The sequence below is a fragment of the Saccharothrix sp. NRRL B-16348 genome (genome assembly GCF_001280085.1).
Lineage (GTDB): Bacteria > Actinomycetota > Actinomycetes > Mycobacteriales > Pseudonocardiaceae > Actinosynnema.
The window spans coordinates 23,609-43,560 of sequence record NZ_LGED01000271.1 but is presented as its reverse complement, the minus strand read 5'-3'; the positions used below and the strand labels follow the sequence as shown (position 1 = coordinate 43,560).

Genomic DNA, 19,952 nt, shown 5'->3' with positions numbered 1-19,952 from the left:
AAGAGCTGCCGCGCACTCGTCCAACCGGGCCCTGAACACCGGCGACGACCCGTACAGCTCCACCGCCATCCCCGACCACTGCGAACCCTGACCCGGGAACACGAACGCCACGCCGGTCGAGGCGGCGGCCTGGCCGGTGACCACGTCGACCGACGGCTCGTCCCGGGACAGCGCGGCCAGACCCGCCCGCACGTCACCGAGCACCACCGCGCGGTGCGGGAACGCCGTCCGAGTGCGCACGAGCGACCTCGCGACGGCGCTCGGGTGCTGCTCCGGGTGTTCCGCCAGGTGCTCCAGCAACTGCCGGGCCTGCGCGCGCAGCGCGTCGCCGTCCTTGCCGGACAGCACCCAGGCCACCGCGTCTCCGGCCGGTTCCTCCGTGAGCGGCGGTTCGGCCTGTTCGAGGATCACGTGGGCGTTCGTGCCGCTGATCCCGAACGACGACACGGCCGCCCTGCGCGGCCGGTCCGCGGCCGGCCACGGCTCGGCGTCGGCGAGCAGCCGCACCGCGCCCCGGTCCCAGTCCACGTGGGGCGAGGGTCGGTCGGCGTGCAGGGTCCTCGGCGCGACACCGTGCCGCATCGCCTGCACGACCTTGATCACGCCCGCGACGCCCGCGGCGGTCTGGGTGTGGCCGATGTTGGACTTCACCGAGCCGAGCAGCACCGGTGTGTCGCGGTCCTGACCGTAGGTGGCCAGCAACGCCTGCGCCTCGATCGGGTCGCCCAGCCGGGTGCCGGTGCCGTGCGCCTCCACCACGTCCACGTCGGCCGCGGTCAGGCCCGCGTCGGCCAGCGCTTGCCGGATCACCCGCTCCTGGGCGGGCCCGTTGGGCGCGGTGAGTCCGCTGCTCGCGCCGTCCTGGTCGACCGCGCTGCCGGTGACGATCGCCAACACCGGGTGGCCGTTGCGGCGTGCGTCGGACAGCCGTTCCAGCAGGAGGATGCCCGCGCCCTCGGACCAGCCGGTGCCGTCGGCGTCGGCGGAGAACGCCTTGCAGCGCCCGTCCGACGCCAGGCCTCCCTGCTTGGCGAACTCGGTGAACGTGCGCTCGGTCGCCATGACCGCGACACCGCCCGCCAGCGCGAGGTCGCACTCCCCCGCCCGCAGCGACCGTGCCGCCAGGTGCAGGGCGACCAGCGACGACGAGCACGCCGTGTCGATCGTGACGGCGGGTCCGGTCAAGCCGAAGGTGTAGGCGAGGCGGCCGGACGCGACGCTGCCCGCGCTGCCGGTGCCGAGGTGGCCCGCGACCTCCTCCGGCGGTGTGCGGAACCGTGACGCGTAGTCGCCGTACATCACGCCCGCGAACACGCCGGTCCGGCTGCCGCGCACGGCGTCCGCGGTGAGGCCGCCGCGCTCGAACGCCTCCCACGCCACCTCCAGCAGCAGCCGCTGCTGCGGGTCCGTGGCCAGCGCCTCGCGCGGGCTGATGCCGAAGAACCCGGCGTCGAAGTCGGCCGCGTCGTAGAGGAAGCCGCCCTTGCCCTCGCCGTCCCAGCCGCGGTCGGTCGGGAAGTCGCCGATCGCGTCGACGCCCTCGGCGACCAGCCGCCACAGATCTTCCGGCGACCGGACGCCACCGGGGTAGCGGCAGGCCATCGCGACGATCGCGACCGGCTCCTCCGCGTCGGCCAGGCGCTGCCTGGTCTCCTGGAGCTCAGCGGTGACCCGCTTCAGGTACTCCAGCAGTTTCTGGTCACTGGCCACCGGGACGACCTCGCTTCACCTTGAGGCTGTTGTCGATGAACGCGAACAGCTCCTCGGCCGTCGCCGACGCGATGTCGTCGGACTGCCCGACGACCTGCTCGGCGGCTGCGGGAACCGGTTCGGCGGAGGGGAGTTCGGAGGACGGGGGTTCGGCGGGCAGCAGCTCGACGCCGAGCCGTCGGGCGAGGTCGGCCGCCGTGGGGTGGTCGAACACGACCGTGGCGGGCAGCCGCACGCCGGTCAGCGCGGCGAGCCGGTTGCGCAGCTCGACCGCAGTCAGCGAGTCGAACCCGAGGTCGAGGAAGCCCTGGTCCGGCGACACGTCGGCGTTCGACCCGAGGCCGAGCACACCCGCCACCTCGGACCGCACCACGTCCAGCAGCACGTGCGGCCTGCGTTCGGGTGGCGCTTCGGCGAGCCGCCGCGCCACCAAGGGCAGCCCGGCCGCGGAATCGGCACCCGGCGAGTCGGCTGAACCTCCGTCCGGCAAGCCCTGCCCAGGCACGGAATCAGGACCCGGCACCGCGGCTGAACGTCCGTCCGGCCAGCCCTGCCCAGATGCGGAACCGGCAGCCGGACGTCGGTCCAGCCGTGCCGCGACCAGCGCCGGCTCGTCGTGCCCGAGCGCCGCGTCGAACAGGGCCAGGGCGGTATCCGGGTCGAGCGGCCTCATGCCGGTTCGGGCGATCCGCTCGCGGTCGGTCTCCGACAGCGCGCCGGCCATGCCGTCCTCGTCGTCCCACCAGCCCCAAGCGATCGAGACGGCGGGGAGGCCCGCGGCCCGGCGGTGCGCGGCGAGCGCGTCGAGGTAGGCGTTGGCGGCGGCGTAGTTGGCCTGGCCCGCGGAACCCAGCGTGCCCGCCGTCGAGGAGAAGAACACCAGCGGCACGTCGGTCAGCTCGTGCAGGTGCCGTGCGGCGTCGACCTTGGGCCGCGCCACGTCCGCGAGCCGGGCGGGGGTCAGCGACTCCAGCACCCCGTCGTCCAGCACGCCCGCGCAGTGCACCACCGCGTCCACCGGGTGCTCGGCGAGCAGGCGGGCCAGCGCGTCGCGGTCGGCCACGTCGCACGCGATCACCTCGAACCCGGGCACCGGCGTCCCGGACCGGCTCGCGAGCACCACGCGGGAGCCGTGCACGTCACGCAGGTGCCGTGCGACGCGGCGGCCGAGCGCCCCCGTGCCGCCCGTGACCAGGACCGTGCCGGTGAGCCGCACGTCCGCGGCCGGACCGACCGGCCGCAGCCGCGGCACGAAGACCTCGCCGGCGCGGATCAGGACGTGCGGCTCGCCCTCGGGAACGACCAGGGTGTCCGGGTCGTCGGTCTCGACCAGCACGACGCGGCCCGGCTGTTCGAGCTGCGCCGACCGCGCCAGGCCCCGGACCGTGCTCGCGGCGAGCCCGCCGTCGGTCACCAGCACGAGGTTCGACACGTCCGACTGGATGGCGTGCAGCGCGCGCTCCGCCGCCGTGTGCGGGTCGTCCGCGTCGATCCGGACCACCTCCGGCGGCACCACGCCGTTCCCCTTCAGCGGTTCCCACCGCAGCACGTGCAGGTCGTGCGCCCGCGGCCGGGTGACCACGGACTCGATCACCAGCACCGGCCGGCCGTGCTCGTCGGTCAGCGCGACCGAACCGTCGCGGGTGAGCCGGACCCGGGCCGTGGTCGCCTCCCCGAACCGGGAGATGCCGGTGAGCGAGAACGGCAGACCGCTGCCGCCCAGCAGCCCCAGCCCCTGCAACGCCCCGTCGAGCAACGTCGGGAACTCCTCTGCCGACACCTCGGCGTACACCGCGTCGCCGTCCCGCCGCACCTCGCGCAGGCCCCGGAACGCCGGCCCGTACTCCAGCCCGTGCTCGACCAACGCCCGGTACACGTCCGCCACGTCCACGGGCGGGCCGTCGGGCCGCTCGAACGGCTCCGGCGCGACCGCCGTGCCCGAGTCGAGCACGCCGGTCGCGTGGCGGGTCCACTCGCCGGTGGTGCGGCTGTGCACGCGCAGCGCCCGCCGCCCGGACTCCGCGCCGTCCACGGTCACCAGCAGCTCCACCGGCCCGGTCAGCACCAGCGGCCGTTCCAGCGTCAGCTCGGCCACGCGGTCGCAGCCGACGTGCTCGGCCGCCCGCAGCGCCACGTCCACGAACGCGGCGGCGGGCACCACGACCCGGCCGTGCACGCGATGGTCGGCCAGCCACGGCTGCCGGTGGGTCGACAGCTTCCCGGTCAGCACCGCGCCGCCGGTGTCGGGGACCGTGACGCCGGTGTCCAGCAGCGGCGCGGTGTCGTCGAGCCAGAGCCGCCTGCGCTGGAACGCGTAGGTGGGCAGGTCGACGTGCCGGGCGCCGCGGAAGAACGTCGCCCAGTCCACGTCCGCGCCACGCGCGTGCAGTGCGCCGATCGCCTCGACCAGCGCGGTCGGCTCGGCCCGGTCACGGCGCTGCGCGGGTTGGGCGTCCACCAGCGCGCTCAACGCGCTGTCCGACCCGATCTCCAGCATCGTCGCGCCGTCGAGCCGGTCGACGGCGTCGGCGAACCGCACGGTGTGCCGGACGTGCCGCACCCAGTAGTCCGGGGTCGACAGCTCGTCGTCGGCGGGCGCGCCGGTCAGGGTCGACACGATCGGCACCGTCGGCGGCCGGAAGTCCAGCCGTTCGACCACCGCGCGGAACGCGGCCAGCATCCCGTCCAGGTGCGCGGAGTGGAACGCGTGGCTGACGTTGAGCCGCTTCGCCGAGTCGAACGCCGACGCGACGTCCAGCACCGCGTCCTCGTCACCGGTGAGCACCACCGACCGCGGCCCGTTCACCGCCGCCAGCTCGACCCCGGCGCGCAGGTGGGCGCGCACCTCGTCCTCGCCCGCCCGGACCGCGACCATCGCGCCACGGCTCGTCACCTCGCGCATCAGCGCGCCGCGCGCGGCGACCAGCGCCGCCGCGTCGGGCAGCGACAGCACGCCCGCGACGTGCGCGGCGCTCACCTCGCCGACCGAGTGGCCGACCAGCACGTCCGGCCGGACGCCCCAGTGCGCCAGCAGCCGGGCCAGCGCCACCTGGAACGCGAACAGCGCGGGCTGGGTGAACTCGGTGCGGTGCACCAGGTCCGACCCCATCGCCTCGCGCAGCGGGAAGTCGAAGTGCGCGCACACCTCGTCCAGCGCCGCCGCGAACACCGGGAACGCCTCGGCCAGCTCCGCGCCCATGCCTGGGCGTTGGCTGCCCTGGCCGGAGAACAGGAACGCGAGCCTGCCGTCGGTGGCCCGTTCGACGGGCAGCCGGAGCAGGTTGTCGGTGTCCACCACCACCGCCCGGTGCTCGAACCGCGATCGCGCGGCCAACGTCCACCCCACGTCCGCGGCCGGCAGGTCGGTGTCCCGGAGTGCCCGGTGCAGGCGTTCCCCTTGTGCCCGCAGGGCTTCCGGGGTCTTCGCGGACAGCACCAGCGGCACGACGGGGAGGTCCGCGGCCGGCGCCTCCGGCACGAACGGCGCCTCTTCGAGGACCACGTGCGCGTTGGTGCCCGAGATGCCGAACGACGACACACCCGCCCGGCGCGGCCTGCCGAGGACCGGCCACGGCGTGGCGTCGGTCGCCAGCTCCACCGCGCCGGACGTCCAGTCCACGTGCGAGGACGGTGCGTCCACGTGCAGGGTGCGCGGCACGACGCCGTGCCGCATCGCCTGCACCACCTTGATCACACCGGCGACCCCGGCGGCGGCCTGGGTGTGCCCGATGTTCGACTTCACCGACCCGAGCAGCAGCGGCGTCTGCCGGTCCCGGCCGTAGGTGGCCAGCAGCGCCTGCGCCTCGATCGGGTCGCCGAGGCGGGTGCCGGTGCCGTGCGCCTCGACCACGTCGACCTCGGACGTGGTCAGCCCCGCGTCGGCCAGGGCGGCGCGGATGACGCGTTGCTGCGCGGGGCCGTTGGGCGCGGTGAGGCCGTTCGACGCGCCGTCCTGGTTGACCGCGCTGCCCTTCACCACGGCGAGCACGGGGTGGCCGTTGCGCCGTGCGTCGGACAGCCGTTCCACCAGCAGCATCCCGGCGCCCTCGCCCCAGCCGGTGCCGTCGGCGGCGTCGGCGAACGACTTGCACCGGCCGTCCTCCGCCAGCCCGCGCTGCCTGCTGAACTCCACGAACGGCGCGGGGGTCGCCATCACCGTCACCCCGCCGACCAGCGCGAGCGAGCACTCGCCGCGGCGCAGCGCCTGCGCCGCGAGGTGCAGTGCCACCAACGACGAGGAGCACGCCGTGTCGACCGTGACCGCCGGGCCTTCCAGCCCGAACGTGTAGGCCACCCGCCCGGACGCGACGCTGCCCGCGCTGCCGTTGATGAGGTAGCCCTCGACGTCCTCCGGCACGTGGCGCAGCCGTGAGCCGTAGTCGTGGTACATGACGCCCGCGAAAACGCCGGTCTGGGAGCCGCGCACGGACGCGGGGTCGATCCCGGCGCGTTCGAAGGCCTCCCAGGAGGTTTCCAGCAGGAGCCGCTGTTGCGGGTCCATCGCGAGCGCTTCGCGGGGCGAGATCCCGAAGAAGGAGGGGTCGAACCACGCGGCGTCGTCCAGGAACGCGCCCTTCCTGGTGTGCGAGGTGCCCCGCCGGTCCGGATCGGCGTCGTAGAGCGCGTCGAGGTCCCAGCCGCGGTCGGTCGGCAGGTCGCCGACCGCGTCCCGGCCGTGCGCCAGCAGGTCCCACAGGGCTTCCGGCGTGTCCAGGCCACCGGGGAACCGGCAGGCCATGGCGACGATCGCGATCGGCTCGTCCACCGGGCGCGGCGCTTCGACCTCGGCGGTGACGGGCCCGGACCGCTCCAGGTGCGCGGCGAGGGCGGCCGGGGTCGGGTAGTCGAACACGAGGCTGGACGGGAGCCGCTGCCCGGTCACCGCGCTGAGCCGGTTGCCCAGCTCCACGGAGGCGAGGGAGTCGAAGCCCAGCTCGGCGAACTTCCGGTCCGCGGACAGGCGTTCCACCGGGTAGGACAACACGGCCGCCGCCGCGGCGCGCACGACGTCCAGCAGGGAGCCCTTCGGCTGGGTGGTCGTGGTCGGTTCCGTCCGGGCCAGCGGGAGCCCGGTGCCGACCCTCCGGGCGGCCTCGGGGTCCAACCGCACCGGCAGGACCACGGGTTCGGCCCGCCGCAACGCCGCGTCGAGCAGGGTCAGACCGTCCTCAGTGGACAGTTCGCCGAGGCCGATCGCGCTCATCCGGCGGACGTCCGCGTTCGCGCTCATCGCGCTCCGCTGTGCCCACAGGCCCCAGGCGAGCGAGATCCCGGGCAGCCCTGCGGCACGCCTGCGCGTGGCGAGCGCGTCGACCGCCGCGTTCGCCGCCGCGTACGCGGACTGGCCGGCGGAGCCGAGCGTCCCGGCGGCGGAGGAGAAGAGGACCAGCGGCACCGGGGTGAGGTCGTGCAGGTTGACCGCGCCGTCGAACTTGGGGCGCAGCACGAGGTCGAGCCGTTCCGGTGTCACCGAGTCCACGACGCTGTCGTCGAGCACACCCGCCGCGTGCACCACGGCGCGCAGGTCGGGGATGCCGGCCAGCACGGCGGCGAGGGACTCCCGGTCGGCCACGTCGCACGCCACGGTCTCGAACCCGTCGACGGGATCACCAGTACGGCTGAGCAGGACGACCCGGTGGCGTTCCTGGAGCCACTGCCCCACGAGCCGCCCGAGGACGCCGGTCCCGCCGGTGATCAGGACCGTGCCACCCGCCGGCCACGAGACCGCTTCGCCGGAGGGATCTTGCCCCGCCGCACCCAGACCCGCCGGCGCACCCAGCCCTGCCGTCGTGTCTTCCCCGTCCGGTGATTGCTCGACCGGGGCGAGCACCAGGCGTGGCGCGTGCAGGACTCCGTTGCGCACCGCCACCTGCGGCTCGCCGGACGCCACCGCCGCCGTGACGGCGCGGTCGTCGTCCACGTCCACCAGCGCGAACCGGCCCGGCCGCTCCGTCTGCGCCGATCGGACCAGGCCCCAGACCGCCGCGTGAGCCGGGTCGGGGTCGTCCGTCAGCACCGCCGACCTCGTCACCACCGTCAACCGGTCCGCGCTCCGCAACCGCTCCAACACCGCGGCGGTGACCTCGCGGACGTCACCCCGCGGCGCGACGAAGACCTCCGTCGGGCCGCCGCCGGTGGTCGCGGGGATCGGGTCCCAGCGGACCACGCACAGCGAGCCGCCGCGTTCCCTCAGCTGGTCGCCGCGAATCGGCCGGACCTCCAGCGACTCCACCGCGAACACCGGCTCGCCGTGCTCGTCCGTCGCCGCGATCGCGACACCCTGGCCGGTGACCAACAGGTGGACGCGCAGCCGGGTCGCCGCGGTCCGCGCCAAGGAGACGCCCCGGAACCGGAACGGCAGCACCGTGTCGTCCTCCGCGCGCGACAGGAACACCGTGTGCAGCGCCGCGTCCAACAACGCGGCCAACGCCGTCCCCTCGACCTCCGCGAACACCTCCCCGGCACGCCGCCAAGCCCGCCGCAAGCCGCGGAACTCCGGGCCGTAGTGGTAGCCGCGCGCCGCGAGCCCCGGGTAGAGGTCCTCGACCTCGACCGGTTCCGCACCTCGCGGCGGCCAGTCGACCGGAACCGCCAAAGCCGCCGCCGTCGTCACCGCGCCGGTGGCGTGCGTGGTCCACGAACCGTCCGCGCGCCGGGACCACACGGTGACCCGACGCGCCGAGTCGACCCGCACCTGCACGTCCACCGGACCCGACAGGACCAGCGGCGCGGTGAGCGTGAGGTCCGCGACCGCGGGGCACCCCAGCTCCTCACCCGCCCGCGCGGCCAAGTCGAGCAACGCCGTGCCCGGCACCACGACCGCATCCCGGATCACGTGGTCGCCGAGCCACGGTTGGGCGTCGAACCGCCCGCTGAACACCCACTCGTCCGACCCGGCCAGCCGCACCGCCGCGGTCAGCACCGGGTGCCCCAGCTCGCCGCGCGGCGGCGCCGCTTCGAGCCAGAAGCGCTCGCGCTGGAACGGGTAGGTCGGCAGCTGCACCACCCGCCCGGTCACCGGCCGTTCCTCGATCAGCGGCGTGCTGCCCCGCACCACGGCCGCGAGACCGTCCAGCAGTTCGGCGAGGTCGGTGCCCTCGACCGTGACCCGGTGCTCGAACGCGGTGCGCGCGGCCAACGTCGCCGCCACGTCGCGCGGCCGCAGGTCGGGGTTGGCCTCGACGTGCGCGGCGAGCCGCGCGGCCGACTCGCGCAACGCCACCTCGGACCGGGCCGACAACGTCCACGTGACCGGCCCGTCGACCTCCGGCAGGACGCCGTCGTCGGGTGGCGCCTGTTCCAGGACGACGTGCGCGTTGGTGCCGCTGATCCCGAACGACGACACGGCGGCCCGACGCGGACGCCCGGTGCTCGGCCACTCCCGCTGCTCGGTCAGCAGCTCGATCGACCCGGCGCTCCAGTCGATCTCGGGCGTCGGCTCGTCCACGTGCAGGGTGCGCGGCACCACGCCGTCACGCAGCGCGTGCACGAGCTTGAGCACGCCCGCCGCACCGGCCGCCGCCTGGGTGTGGCCGATGTTCGACTTGACCGACCCGAGCAGCAGCGGCGTGTCCCGGTCGCGGCCGTAGGTGGCCAGCAACGCCTGCACCTCGATCGGGTCACCGAGCTTGGTGCCCGTGCCGTGCGCCTCGACCACGTCCACGTCGAGCGGCGAGAGGCCGGCGTCGGCCAGGGCGGCCTGGATCACGCGTTGCTGCGACGGCCCGTTCGGCGCGGTCAGCCCGTTGGACGCGCCGTCCTGGTTCACCGCCGTGCCCCGCACCAACGCCAGCACCGGGTGCCCGTTGCGGCGCGCGTCGGACAACCGCTCCACCAGCAGCACGCCGACGCCCTCGGCGGCGCCGAAGCCGTCCGCGTCGGCGGAGAACGCCTTGCTCCGCCCGTCCGCCGCGAGCCCGCGCTGCCTGCTCAGCTCGACGAACAGGTGCGGGCTCGCCATCACCGCGACGCCGCCGGCCAGCGCCAGGTCGCACTCGCCCCGGCGCAGCGACTGGACCGCCAGGTGCAGCGCCACCAGCGACGACGAGCACGCCGTGTCCACCGTGACCGCCGGGCCTTCCAGCCCGAACGTGTAGGCCACCCGCCCGGACGCGACGCTGGCCGTGCCGCCGGTGAGCAGGTAGCCCTCCACCTCGGGCGGCGGGCTCGTGACCCGGGACGCGTAGTCCTGGAAGGTCAGCCCGACGAACACGCCCGTGCGGCTGCCGCGCAACGACTCCGGCGCCACACCGCCGCGCTCGAACGCCTCCCACGAGGTCTCCAGCAGCAACCGCTGCTGCGGGTCCATGGCCAGCGCCTCGCGCGGGCTGATGCCGAAGAACTCGGCGTCGAAGTCCGCCACGTCGTGCAGGAACCCGCCCGACCGCGTGTAGCTGGTGCCGGGGTGGTCGGGATCGGGGTGGAACAACGCGTCGTGGTCCCAGCCCCGGTCGGTCGGGAAGCCGGTGATCCCGTCGACGCCGTCCAGCGCGACGCGCCAGAGGTCGTCGGGCGTGCGCACGCCGGCCGGGTAGCGGCAGGCCATGGCGACGATCGCGATCGGGTCGTCCCCGTCGCGGGTGGCGACGACCGGCGTGACCGGGTCGGCCGAGCCGCTCAGGTGCCGGGCCAGCGCGCGGGCCGTCGGGTAGTCGAACACGACGGTCTTCGGCAGCTTCAGCCCGGTCGCGGCGTTCAGCTTCGTCCGCAGCCGCACCGCGCCGAGCGAGTCGAACCCGAGGTCGCGGAACGCGGTGTCCGGCGGCACCGCGTCGGCCGAGTCGTGCCCGAGCACCTCGGCGGCGAGCGTGCGGACCAGCGCGGTGAGGTCGGTCGGCCGGGACGGCTGCACGGGCCGTTCCCGCACGTCCGCGATGGTCACGCAGACGTCGCCGGCGGCCAGCGCGTGCCCGAGCGCGGCGAGCGCGCGGTGCGGCGGCATCGGCCGGTAGTCGGGCAGCTCCACCCCGGCCGCCATGCCCTTGCCCGCCCACGGCCCCCACGCGATGGACGTGGCGGGCAGGCCGAGGTCGTGGCGGTGCCTGGCCAGGGCGTCGAGGTAGGCGTTGCCGGGCGCGTAGCCCGCCTGCCCCTCGATGCCGCGGGTGCCCGCGACCGAGGAGAACAGCACGAACGCGTCGAGGTCGCGGGTCAGCTCGTGCAGGTTCCGCGCCGCGACCGCCTTGGCCCGCAGGGCGCGGTCGAGCTGGGCCGGGCTCAGCTCGTCCACCAGCGCGTCGTCCAGCACGGCCGCCGCGTGCACGACGGTGGTCACCCGGTGCGCGGCCAGCACCTCGGCCAACGCCTCGCGGTCGGCCGCGTCGCAGGCCACGATCGTGACCCGGTCGCCGAACTCGCGCCGCAGGTCGGCGGCACCCGGCGCGTCCGGGCCGCGGCGGCTGAGCAGCACCAGGTGCTCGGCGCCCGCGCGGACCAGCCAGCGCGCGACCTGGGCGCCCAACGCCCCCGTGCCGCCGGTGACCAGGGCCGTGCCGCTGGTGCGCCACTCGCCCGGCTCGCCGAGCGGCGCGGGGACGACGCGGCGGGCGAAGACACCGTCGGGCCGCAGCGCGACCTGGTCCTCGCCGCTCGCGAGCACCGACGGCAGCAGCGCCGCGGCCTCGTCGTCGGGGACGGACAGCTCGACCAGGCCGCCCCACCGTTCCGGGTGCTCGGCGGCCACCACCCGGGCCAGGCCCCACACCTGCGCCTGGGCCGGTGTGTCGCGGGTGCCGAACCACAGCGGCGCGGTGAAGCCGAGGTCGCCCCACGCCTGCGCCAGCGCCAGCGTGCCGGCCAGCCCCACCGGCACGGCCGCGTGCTCGGGGTGCGGTTCCTCGGCGAACGCCAGCAGCGACAGCACGCCGGCGGGTCGCTCCCCCGCCAACGCGCCGGTGATCGCGCCGGCCAGCTCGGCACGCCCGGCCGGGCCGTCGACCACGACGCGACGCGCACCCGGGAGCGTCAGCTCCACGTCGGGCGGCGTGAGCACGACCCAGGTGCCGGAGATCGTGCCGCTCGGCGTGATCGGCTCCCACTGCACGCGGGAGCGGTCGAGGGTGGGCCGTTCGCGGACCGCGGGCGTGCCGTCGAGCCAGAACCGCTGCCGCTGGAACGGGTAGGTCGGCAGGTCGAGCACCGTGCCGGACAGCTTCCAGTCCACGTCGACACCGCTCACCGACGCCTCGGCCAGCGCGGTGTGGAACCTGCCGGGCCCGCCGTCGTCACGGCGCAGCGACCCGACCGCGGTCGCGACCGCGCCGACCTCGTTCGCGGTGTCCTGGACGGCGGGCGTCAGCACCGGGTGCGGGCTCGACTCCACGAACACCGTGCAGCCGTCGGCCAGCACCGCGCGGGTCGCGCGCTCGAACTCCACCGTCTCCCGCAGGTTGCGGCACCAGTACGCGGCGTCCAAAGTGGACGTGTCGATCCGCCCGCCGGTCACCGTGGAGTAGAACGGGACCTCGACGGACGCGGGCGTGACGCCGGACAGCGCCGCCGCCAGCTCGTCCTCGATCACCTCGACCTGCGCGGAGTGCGCCGCGTAGTCAACCGGGATGCGCCGTGCCCGCACACCGTCCGCCGCGCAGGCCGCCACCAGTTCGTCCAGCGCCGCGGGCTGACCGGACACGACGACCGCGCGCGGCCCGTTCACCGCCGCCACGGACAGCCGGGAGCCGAAGGGTCGCAAACGTTCGCGCGCCGCGTCGGCGCCCAGTGCCAGCGAGGCCATCCCGCCCTGCCCTGCCAGCGCGATCAACGCCTTGCTGCGCAGCGCGACGACCTTGGCGCCGTCTTCGAGCGACAACGCCCCGGCCACGACCGCCGCCGCGATCTCGCCCTGCGAATGACCCACCACCGCGTCCGGTGTCACACCGTGCGAACAAGAGCTGCCGCGCACTCGTCCAACCGGGCCCTGAACACCGGCGACGACCCGTACAGCTCCACCGCCATCCCCGACCACTGCGAACCCTGACCCGGGAAGACGAACGCGGTCCCGCCGCGGGTCGCGGTCCCGGTGACCACGGTCGCCGCGGGCTCGTCACGGCTCAACGCGCGCAGCCCGTCGAGCACCTGGTCGCCGATCAGGACCGCCCGGTGGTCGAACCGGGTGCGGGAGGCCAACGTGAAGCCGACCGAGGCGGGCTCGGCGTCAGGCCGTTCGGCCAGGTAGCGGTGCAGTTCGCGGGCCTGGGCGCGGAGCGCTTGGCGGGTGCGGGCGGACAGCGTCAGCACCGCCGGCCCGTCCGCCCGCGCCACGGGCGCCTCGGGCGCTTCCTCCAGCACGACGTGCGCGTTGGTGCCGGAGATGCCGAACGACGACACACCCGCCCGGCGCGGCCGGTCGGCACGCGGCCACGGCGTGGCTTCGGTGGCCAGCTCCAGCCGGCCCGCGGTCCAGTCGACGTGGGGCGAGGGCCGGTCGACGTGCAGGGTGCCCGGCACGAGGTCGTGCCGCATCGACTGCACCACCTTGATCACACCGCCCACGCCCGCCGCGGCCTGGGTGTGGCCGATGTTCGACTTCAGCGAGCCGAGCAGCACCGGCGTGTCCCGGTCCTGGCCGTAGGTGGCCAGCAACGCCTGCGCCTCGATCGGGTCACCGAGCCGCGTGCCGGTGCCGTGCGCCTCCACCACGTCGACCTCGGCCGGCGTCAGACCCGCGTCGGCCAGCGCGTGCTGGATCACGGACCGCTGCGACCGGCCGTTCGGCGCGGTGAGGCCGTTGGACGCGCCGTCCTGGTTCACCGCGCTGCCCCGGACCACGGCCAGCACCTGGTGCCCGTGGCGGCGCGCGTCGGTCAACCGCTCGACCAGCAGCACGCCGACGCCCTCGGACCAGCCGGTGCCGTCCGCGGCCTCCGCGAACGACTTGCACCGGCCGTCCGGCGCCAGCCCGCCCTGCGTGCCGAACTCGGTGAACAGGCCCGGTGTCGCCATCACGGTCACGCCGGCCGCCAGCGCCAGCGAGGACTCGCCCCGCCGCAGCGACTGGACCGCCAGGTGCAGCGCCACCAGCGACGACGAGCACGCCGTGTCCACCGTGATGGCGGGGCCGTCGAACCCGAAGGTGTACGCGAGCCGGCCGGACGCGACGCTCGCCGTGCTGCCGGTGAGCCGGTACCCGACGAGGTCGTCGGAGGACTCGTGCAGCCGCGGCCCGTACTCCTGGGACATCGCGCCGACGAACACGCCCACCCGGTCGCCGCGCAGGGACGCGGGCGGGATGCCCGCCCGTTCGAACGTCTCCCAGGTCACCTCCAGCAGCAGGCGCTGCTGCGGGTCCATGGCGAGCGCCTCGCGGGGCGAGATGCCGAAGAACGCCGGGTCGAACGCGGCGGCGTCGGGCAGGAAACCGCCCTCGCCGGTGTCGTCCCAGCCGCGGTCGGTCGGGAAGCCGCCGATCGCGTCGACGCCCTCGGCCACCAGCCGCCACAGGTCTTCCGGTGACCGCACCCCGCCGGGGTAGCGGCACCCCATGGCCACGATCGCGATCGGCTCGTCCGGCTCGGCCTTCGGCAGCGGCACCCGTTCCACGACCGACGCGCGGGCAGGCGCCGACACGACCGGTCCGGCGAGCGGCGGCTCGGGCTGGACCGGCTGCTCCGCGGCCAGGCGTGCGGCCAGCTCCGGCGGGGTCGGGTGCTCGAACACCACGCCGGGCGGCAGGCGCAGCCCGGTCGCGTCGTTCAGCCGCCGCACCAGCTCCACGGCGCCCTGGGACTCCAGGCCGAGCTGCTGGAACGTCCGCTCCGGCGACACCTCGGCGTACCCGAGCAGGGCCGCCGTGTGCGCCAGCACCAGGGACACCAGGTCACCGGACGGTTCGGGGGTGACCGGCGCGGACTCCGCCAGCCAGTGCCGCGTGCGCTGGAACGGGTAGGTGGGCAGCGGCACGCGCCTGCCGCGCGGCAGGATCGCCGTCCAGTCGACCGCGACGCCGGAGACGTGCAGCCGGGCGACGGCTTCCAGCAGCGTGCGCCGCTCCGACTGGTCGCGCCGCAACGTCGGCACGAGGCGGGTCCGCTCGTCGGGGTCGAGGCAGTCCTCGGCCATGCCGGTGAGCACGCCGTCCGGGCCGGACTCCAGGAACGTCGTGACGCCCTCGTCGTGGAGGGTGCGGACGGCGTCGAGGAACCGGACCGTGCCGCGCACGTTGCGCACCCAGTGCTCCGGAGAGGACAGGTCGTCGACCACCCGCCCGGTGACCGTGGAGACGATCGGGATCGTCGGCGGGTGGAACGTCAGGCCCCGCACGACCTCGGCGAACCGCGCCACCATCGGCGCCATGCGCGGCGAGTGGAACGCGTGGCTCACCCGCAGCCGCTTCGTGCTGTGGCCGCGTGCCGCGAAGTCCGCGGCGACCTCGAGTACGACGTCCTCGTCACCGGAGATCACTGTTTCGGTGGGCCCGTTGACGGCGGCGACGGCCGCTCGGTCCTCGAACCCGGCCAACCCCGTGAGCACGTCGGCTTCGGCGGCCTGCACGGCGACCATCGCGCCGCCTTCGGGCAGTGCGCCCATCAGGGTGGCGCGGGCGGTCACGAGCGCGGCGGCGTCGGGCAGGGAGAGCACACCTGCCGCGTGGGCGGCGGCCACCTCGCCGATCGAGTGGCCCACCACGAAGTCCGGTCGGACGCCCCAGTGCGCCAGCAGCCGGGACAAGGCCACTTCCAGCGCGAACAGCGCGGGCTGGGTGAACTCGGTCCGGTGCACCAGGTCCGAGCCCAGCGCGTCCCGCACCGAGGCGTCGAAGTGCGCCAACACCTCGTCGAACGCCGCCGCGAACACCGGGAACGCCGCCGACAGCTCCCGTCCCATGCCGGCGCGCTGGCTGCCCTGACCGGCGAACATCAAGGCCGGCCGCCGTGGTGAGGCGACGTCCCGGAGCACGTCGCGCGACCGCCGGTCGTCCGCCAACGCGGCCAGCCCGTCGCCGAACACCACCGCGCGGTGCTCGAACGTGGTCCGGCCGGTGGCCAACGAGTGCGCCACGTCGACCGGATCGCGGTCCAGAGTGGACAGTGCGGCGGCCTGTGCCACCAACGCCGCGGGCGTGCGGGCGGACAGCACCAGCGGCACAACCGCCTCACCACCGGCACCGTCACCGGCCGGCTCGTCGCCGACCGGCTGGGCCGTCGTGGACTCGGGCGCTTCGGTCAGCACCAGGTGGCAGTTCGTGCCGCCCATGCCGAACGACGACACGCCCGCGACCAGCGACCGGTCCGCCTCCGGCCACGGTGACAGCTCGGTCTGCACCGCCAGGTTCAGCTCGTCCAGCGGGATGCGCGGGTTGGGCGTGGTGAAGTTCAGGCTCGCGGGCAGCTCGCGGTGGTGGATGGCGAGTGCCGTCTTGAGCAGGCCGACGATGCCCGCCGCGCCTTCGAGGTGGCCGACGTTCGTCTTCGCCGAGCCGACCCGGAGCCTGCGGTCCGCCCTCATCGCCGCGCCGAGGGCCGCCGCCTCGACCGGGTCGCCCACCGGTGTGCCGGTGCCGTGCAACTCCACGTACTGCACGTCCGAGACCGGCACCGACGCGTGCTCGTACGCGCGCCGGATCACCGCCTCCTGCGCCGCGGCGTCCGGCACGGTCAGCGGTCCGGCGCCGCCGTCGTGGTTGACCGCTCCGCCCCGGATCACGCAGTAGATCCGGTCGCCGTCGGCGAGCGCCCGGTCCAGCGGCTTCAGCACCACCAGCCCGCCGCCCTCGCCGCGGACGTAGCCGTTGGCCCTGGCGTCGAACGTGTAGCAGCGGCCGTCCGGGGACAGCGCGCCGAACCGCTCCAGCCCGACCGTGCCGGCGAACAGCAGGTTCAGGTTCACCCCGCCCGCCAGCGCGACCGCGCTCTCACCTCGGCGCAGGCTCTCGCCGGCGAGGTGCACCGCGACCAGCGCGGACGACTGGCCGGTGTCCACCACCAGGCTCGGGCCGCGGGTGTCGAGCAGGTGCGACACCCGGTTGGCGATCATGCTCCGGTGCCCGCCCGGCACGGTGTACCGGTCCGGTTCGCCGCCGAGCTTGGCGTAGTCGTCGGCGATGGCCCCGATGAACACGCCGGTGGCCGAGCCCGCGAGCGAGGCGGGCACCACGTGCGCGTCCTCCAACGCCTCCCAGGCCAACTCCAACACCAGCCGCTGCTGCGGGTCCATCGCCGACGCGGCCCGTGGTGGCACACCGAAGAACTCCGCGTCGAATGATTCGACATCGGCGAGGAAGCCACCTCTGCGAGGCTCCGGCCAACGACCGGCCGGCGCTTCCCCAATAGCATTCCGGCCATCTCGCAACAATCGCCAGAACGAGTCGGGATCGGGCGCTCCCGGTAACCGGCAAGCCACTCCGACGACCGCGACCGGCACCGCGTAACCTTTGCCCATCAAGGACGAACCCCCGTGCGTCTCCCGACCCGGGTACCGGGCCAACCGCGCGTCAACGCGGTGCGGTAACGAAAGACATTTGTCCGATAGCCGTGCACCAACCCCTCGATCCAGCATGGCAGACGCATTCACTGAGCGGCAACTGTAAACTCACTTCGCCATACCGAAGGGAGGTAATCGGGTAAACCTGGTATGGTCTGCGTACGGTCTTTCGCAGGAAACACAGAATTCACATGAAGTGAATTGACAAAGACCCCGGCCACCATGCGCGACCCCGATCCGCGTCCAGTCCATTGTGGACACACATCTGGGCGTCCTGGCGCCCGCCACAGCACGATGCCGCCGCACCGGTGGGTGCGGCGGCGGTCGGGTCACCGACTTGTGCGAACCGGTCGAGGTCCGAGAGCTCAGGGCGCGATGACGGGGAAGTACGTGAGCGCTTCGCCGGTTCCCGGGTCGTAGTAGCCGGCGAGTTCGAGGTTCCGCCACACGCCGGACCAGGTCCCGGTGTGCGGGTCGCGGATCGTCTCCGGGGACTGCCAGGCGCCCTCACCGGCTGCCATCACGTCCTCGTTGGTCCAGTCCAGCGGAAAGTAGGTGTGGTCGACGACGACGGGTCGCGCCGCGCCGGAGTCCTGGTGCTCGGTGGTGGCCCGGAAGACTTCCGGGTAGTCGGCGGGGCGGGCGAGGGTGGGTTCCCGGGCGGCGCCGGCCATGAACCCGTGCAGTCCTTCGAGGACAGGCCAGAACAACGATTCCGGTATGACCGCGCGAGGCCACCGCCCGTAGCTGCTCTCCAGCAGCACGACATCGTTGACCAAGTCGACCGAGCAGCCGTTGCCCACCAGCGTGCGGCCTTCGCGTTGGCAGTGCCGGATCAGGCCGACGAGGTGGTCCAGTCCGGAGAGGTGGGGTTGGGCGTCGGTGGTGAGCCAGGCCGCCAGGGGCAGGTAGTCGGCGGGCACCGACACCCGGAGCCTGCGTTGCCCGTCGAAGGTGAACTCGATCGAGTCGCCGATGCCGAACATGTCCACTCCGAAACTCCTCTGCGGATCACTGCTCTTCGGACGGGTAGTAGTGCAGCACACTTCTGTCGACCGGGTTGGTCGCCTTGCTGACGTGGCCGCTGATACGTATCGGACTGCCATCCGGCAAGCTTGCGATCCCCTCCCACGCAACACGCCCGTCCGCCTCGGTGTAATATCCGTAAAATGGCCTGCCGCCGTTCCATGCCTCTTCGGCGAGTTGCTTCACCTGGGCAGGCGTGAGGCCGCGCGGGAACATCGTGTGGGGCAATGGCTTGTCGATCAACTCGGTCGAGTTTCCGCGCTCCACCTCGATCCGCGGATTGGGATGCTTGTAAACGCCATTCTGAAAGTAGTGCCCACCCCCAGGTGGCGGATCTGCGTGCTGACCGCCCCGGAATCGCGGCCACAGGTCGGCGGGTCGTTGGCCCACGTCGCCTCGCCACACGTGCCCGCCCCGCACTCGGGGATAATTACCGCCAGGGTCTTGGCCGTAGATAGCTTGGTTGTGCACGCTCCGTGAGATTGGGCGGTTCTCGCCAGGGTCTTTCTGTATCCACTCGGCAGGGCCGGTGATCGACCTGGTAGCGCTCCGTTCCACGCCCGCCGGGAATCGCGGCTGCCATTGCCCGGCACCGCCCGAATGCCCGCCTCCCGAGCCACCGCCTCGTTGAGCGCCTTGATTGCCGCCGCCTCGAAAACCACCTCGCGGCTGGTTCCATCCCGACCGAGGACTTGCCGGCGGGAGCCCACCTCCACCGGTCCCACCCGTGCCGCGCCCCTGTCCCTGCTCCCGCATGGACTCTTGCAGCATCTGAGCCCAGGTGCGAAAACCAACGCTGCCGACGTTCGTTTGCTGCACTGCCGTAGAGATCGTGGGGCGTGGTGAGCCACCCCGTGGGGCAGTGCTCTCGGTCGGGGGCTGGGGCGGTCCGGGGGACGAAGGCCGGGGAGAGGGCGAGCGCTGGGGCGCGGGCTTCGGCCCACCGGGGTTGTTGTTGCGGCCGCGAGGCATCGGGTGGTCTCCTTTCCGGATTGGGGCTCGGTCACGGTTGTTTCCTCGGTGTCGGCGTGCGCGCCGTCGCCTCGCCGATTCCCGGAAAGGAGTCCGGTGGCTCGATGAGGACTACGCGGTCACCACAGTGGTGCCTCCCAGTCCTCTTCCTCGTTGTCGCCCGGCGCGCGGCGCGTCGTCCTGGCCTGTGTTGCGGATGCGGCCATCGCGGGAGGGCGCGGGTGGGGGTCCTGGACCGGGGCGGCGGGCGGCGCCGGCTCCATGTCCATCTCGGACAGTCCAAAAGCGAGGTTCTCGGCCAGCGGTGACGGCGGCTCGCCGGCCACCTCGGACAGGGACGGGAAGCGGTTCTGGTACTCCTCGGCGATGGCCTGGCCGCCGGCGGCGTCACCGATGGTGTCGGCGACGACCGCGCCCACCCGGTCGGCCAAGCGCGCCTGCGCACGCCGCAGGCAGGCCATGATCTGGGCGGCGATCTGGTCCGGCTTCATCCGGTCGACGTCGCCACCGAGCCGCAGGTCGGTCGGGATGCCGGAGGACGCCACGGTGAGCACGATGGCTCCGCCGGCGGCGGTCTCCGTCACCGACACCTCGTCGATCGCGCGGCGCGCCGCGTCGAACCGCTGGGCCTGCTCGGTGACCCCGGCCCGCCATTCGGTGATCAGCCGTGCGACATCATCAGCCGTTTCCACGGCGATTTCCTCCTTGGAAGTCACTTCCGCGCCAGGCCGTTCGGACCGACCCGTCCGGATTGAGGGCTACCGTCACGCCGTTGTAGCCGACGTACAGATATGAGTTGTGCCTTGGCTGCCAAATGCGCTCGCGCC

Annotated in this window: 5 protein-coding genes and 1 pseudogene; all 6 read right to left on the bottom strand. The window is 74.0% G+C overall.

Annotated elements, in window-relative coordinates:
* A partial coding sequence (locus tag ADK67_RS47025) for a type I polyketide synthase (RefSeq protein WP_157621639.1) occupies positions 1 to 1,710 on the bottom strand: 1,710 nt, incomplete at its 3' end.
* A complete protein-coding gene (locus ADK67_RS55595; RefSeq protein WP_442974265.1) occupies positions 1,700 to 11,350 on the bottom strand; it encodes an SDR family NAD(P)-dependent oxidoreductase in 9,651 nt (3,216 codons plus the stop codon). The genes ADK67_RS47025 and ADK67_RS55595, both read right to left, overlap by 11 nt.
* 579 nt (positions 11,351 to 11,929) lie before the next feature.
* Positions 11,930 to 17,085: pseudogene (locus ADK67_RS55590) on the bottom strand (beta-ketoacyl synthase N-terminal-like domain-containing protein); the annotation flags it as partial.
* A gap of 407 nt (positions 17,086 to 17,492) precedes the next feature.
* Positions 17,493 to 18,113, bottom strand: coding sequence for an EndoU domain-containing protein (locus tag ADK67_RS47010; protein WP_231648706.1), 621 nt, complete (start codon positions 18,111 to 18,113; stop codon positions 17,493 to 17,495).
* Between the two features lie 25 nt (positions 18,114 to 18,138).
* Positions 18,139 to 18,396 carry a hypothetical protein gene (locus tag ADK67_RS51955; RefSeq protein ID WP_157621638.1) on the bottom strand — a complete coding sequence of 86 codons (258 nt, stop codon included), beginning with the start codon at positions 18,394 to 18,396 and terminating at the stop codon, positions 18,139 to 18,141.
* Positions 18,397 to 19,244: 848 nt separating this feature from the next.
* The gene (locus ADK67_RS47000) at positions 19,245 to 19,817 is read right to left on the bottom strand and encodes a YbaB/EbfC family nucleoid-associated protein (protein ID WP_053723140.1); all 573 of its coding nucleotides are present in this window, start codon (positions 19,815 to 19,817) and stop codon (positions 19,245 to 19,247) included.
* Positions 19,818 to 19,952 lie beyond the last annotated feature (135 nt).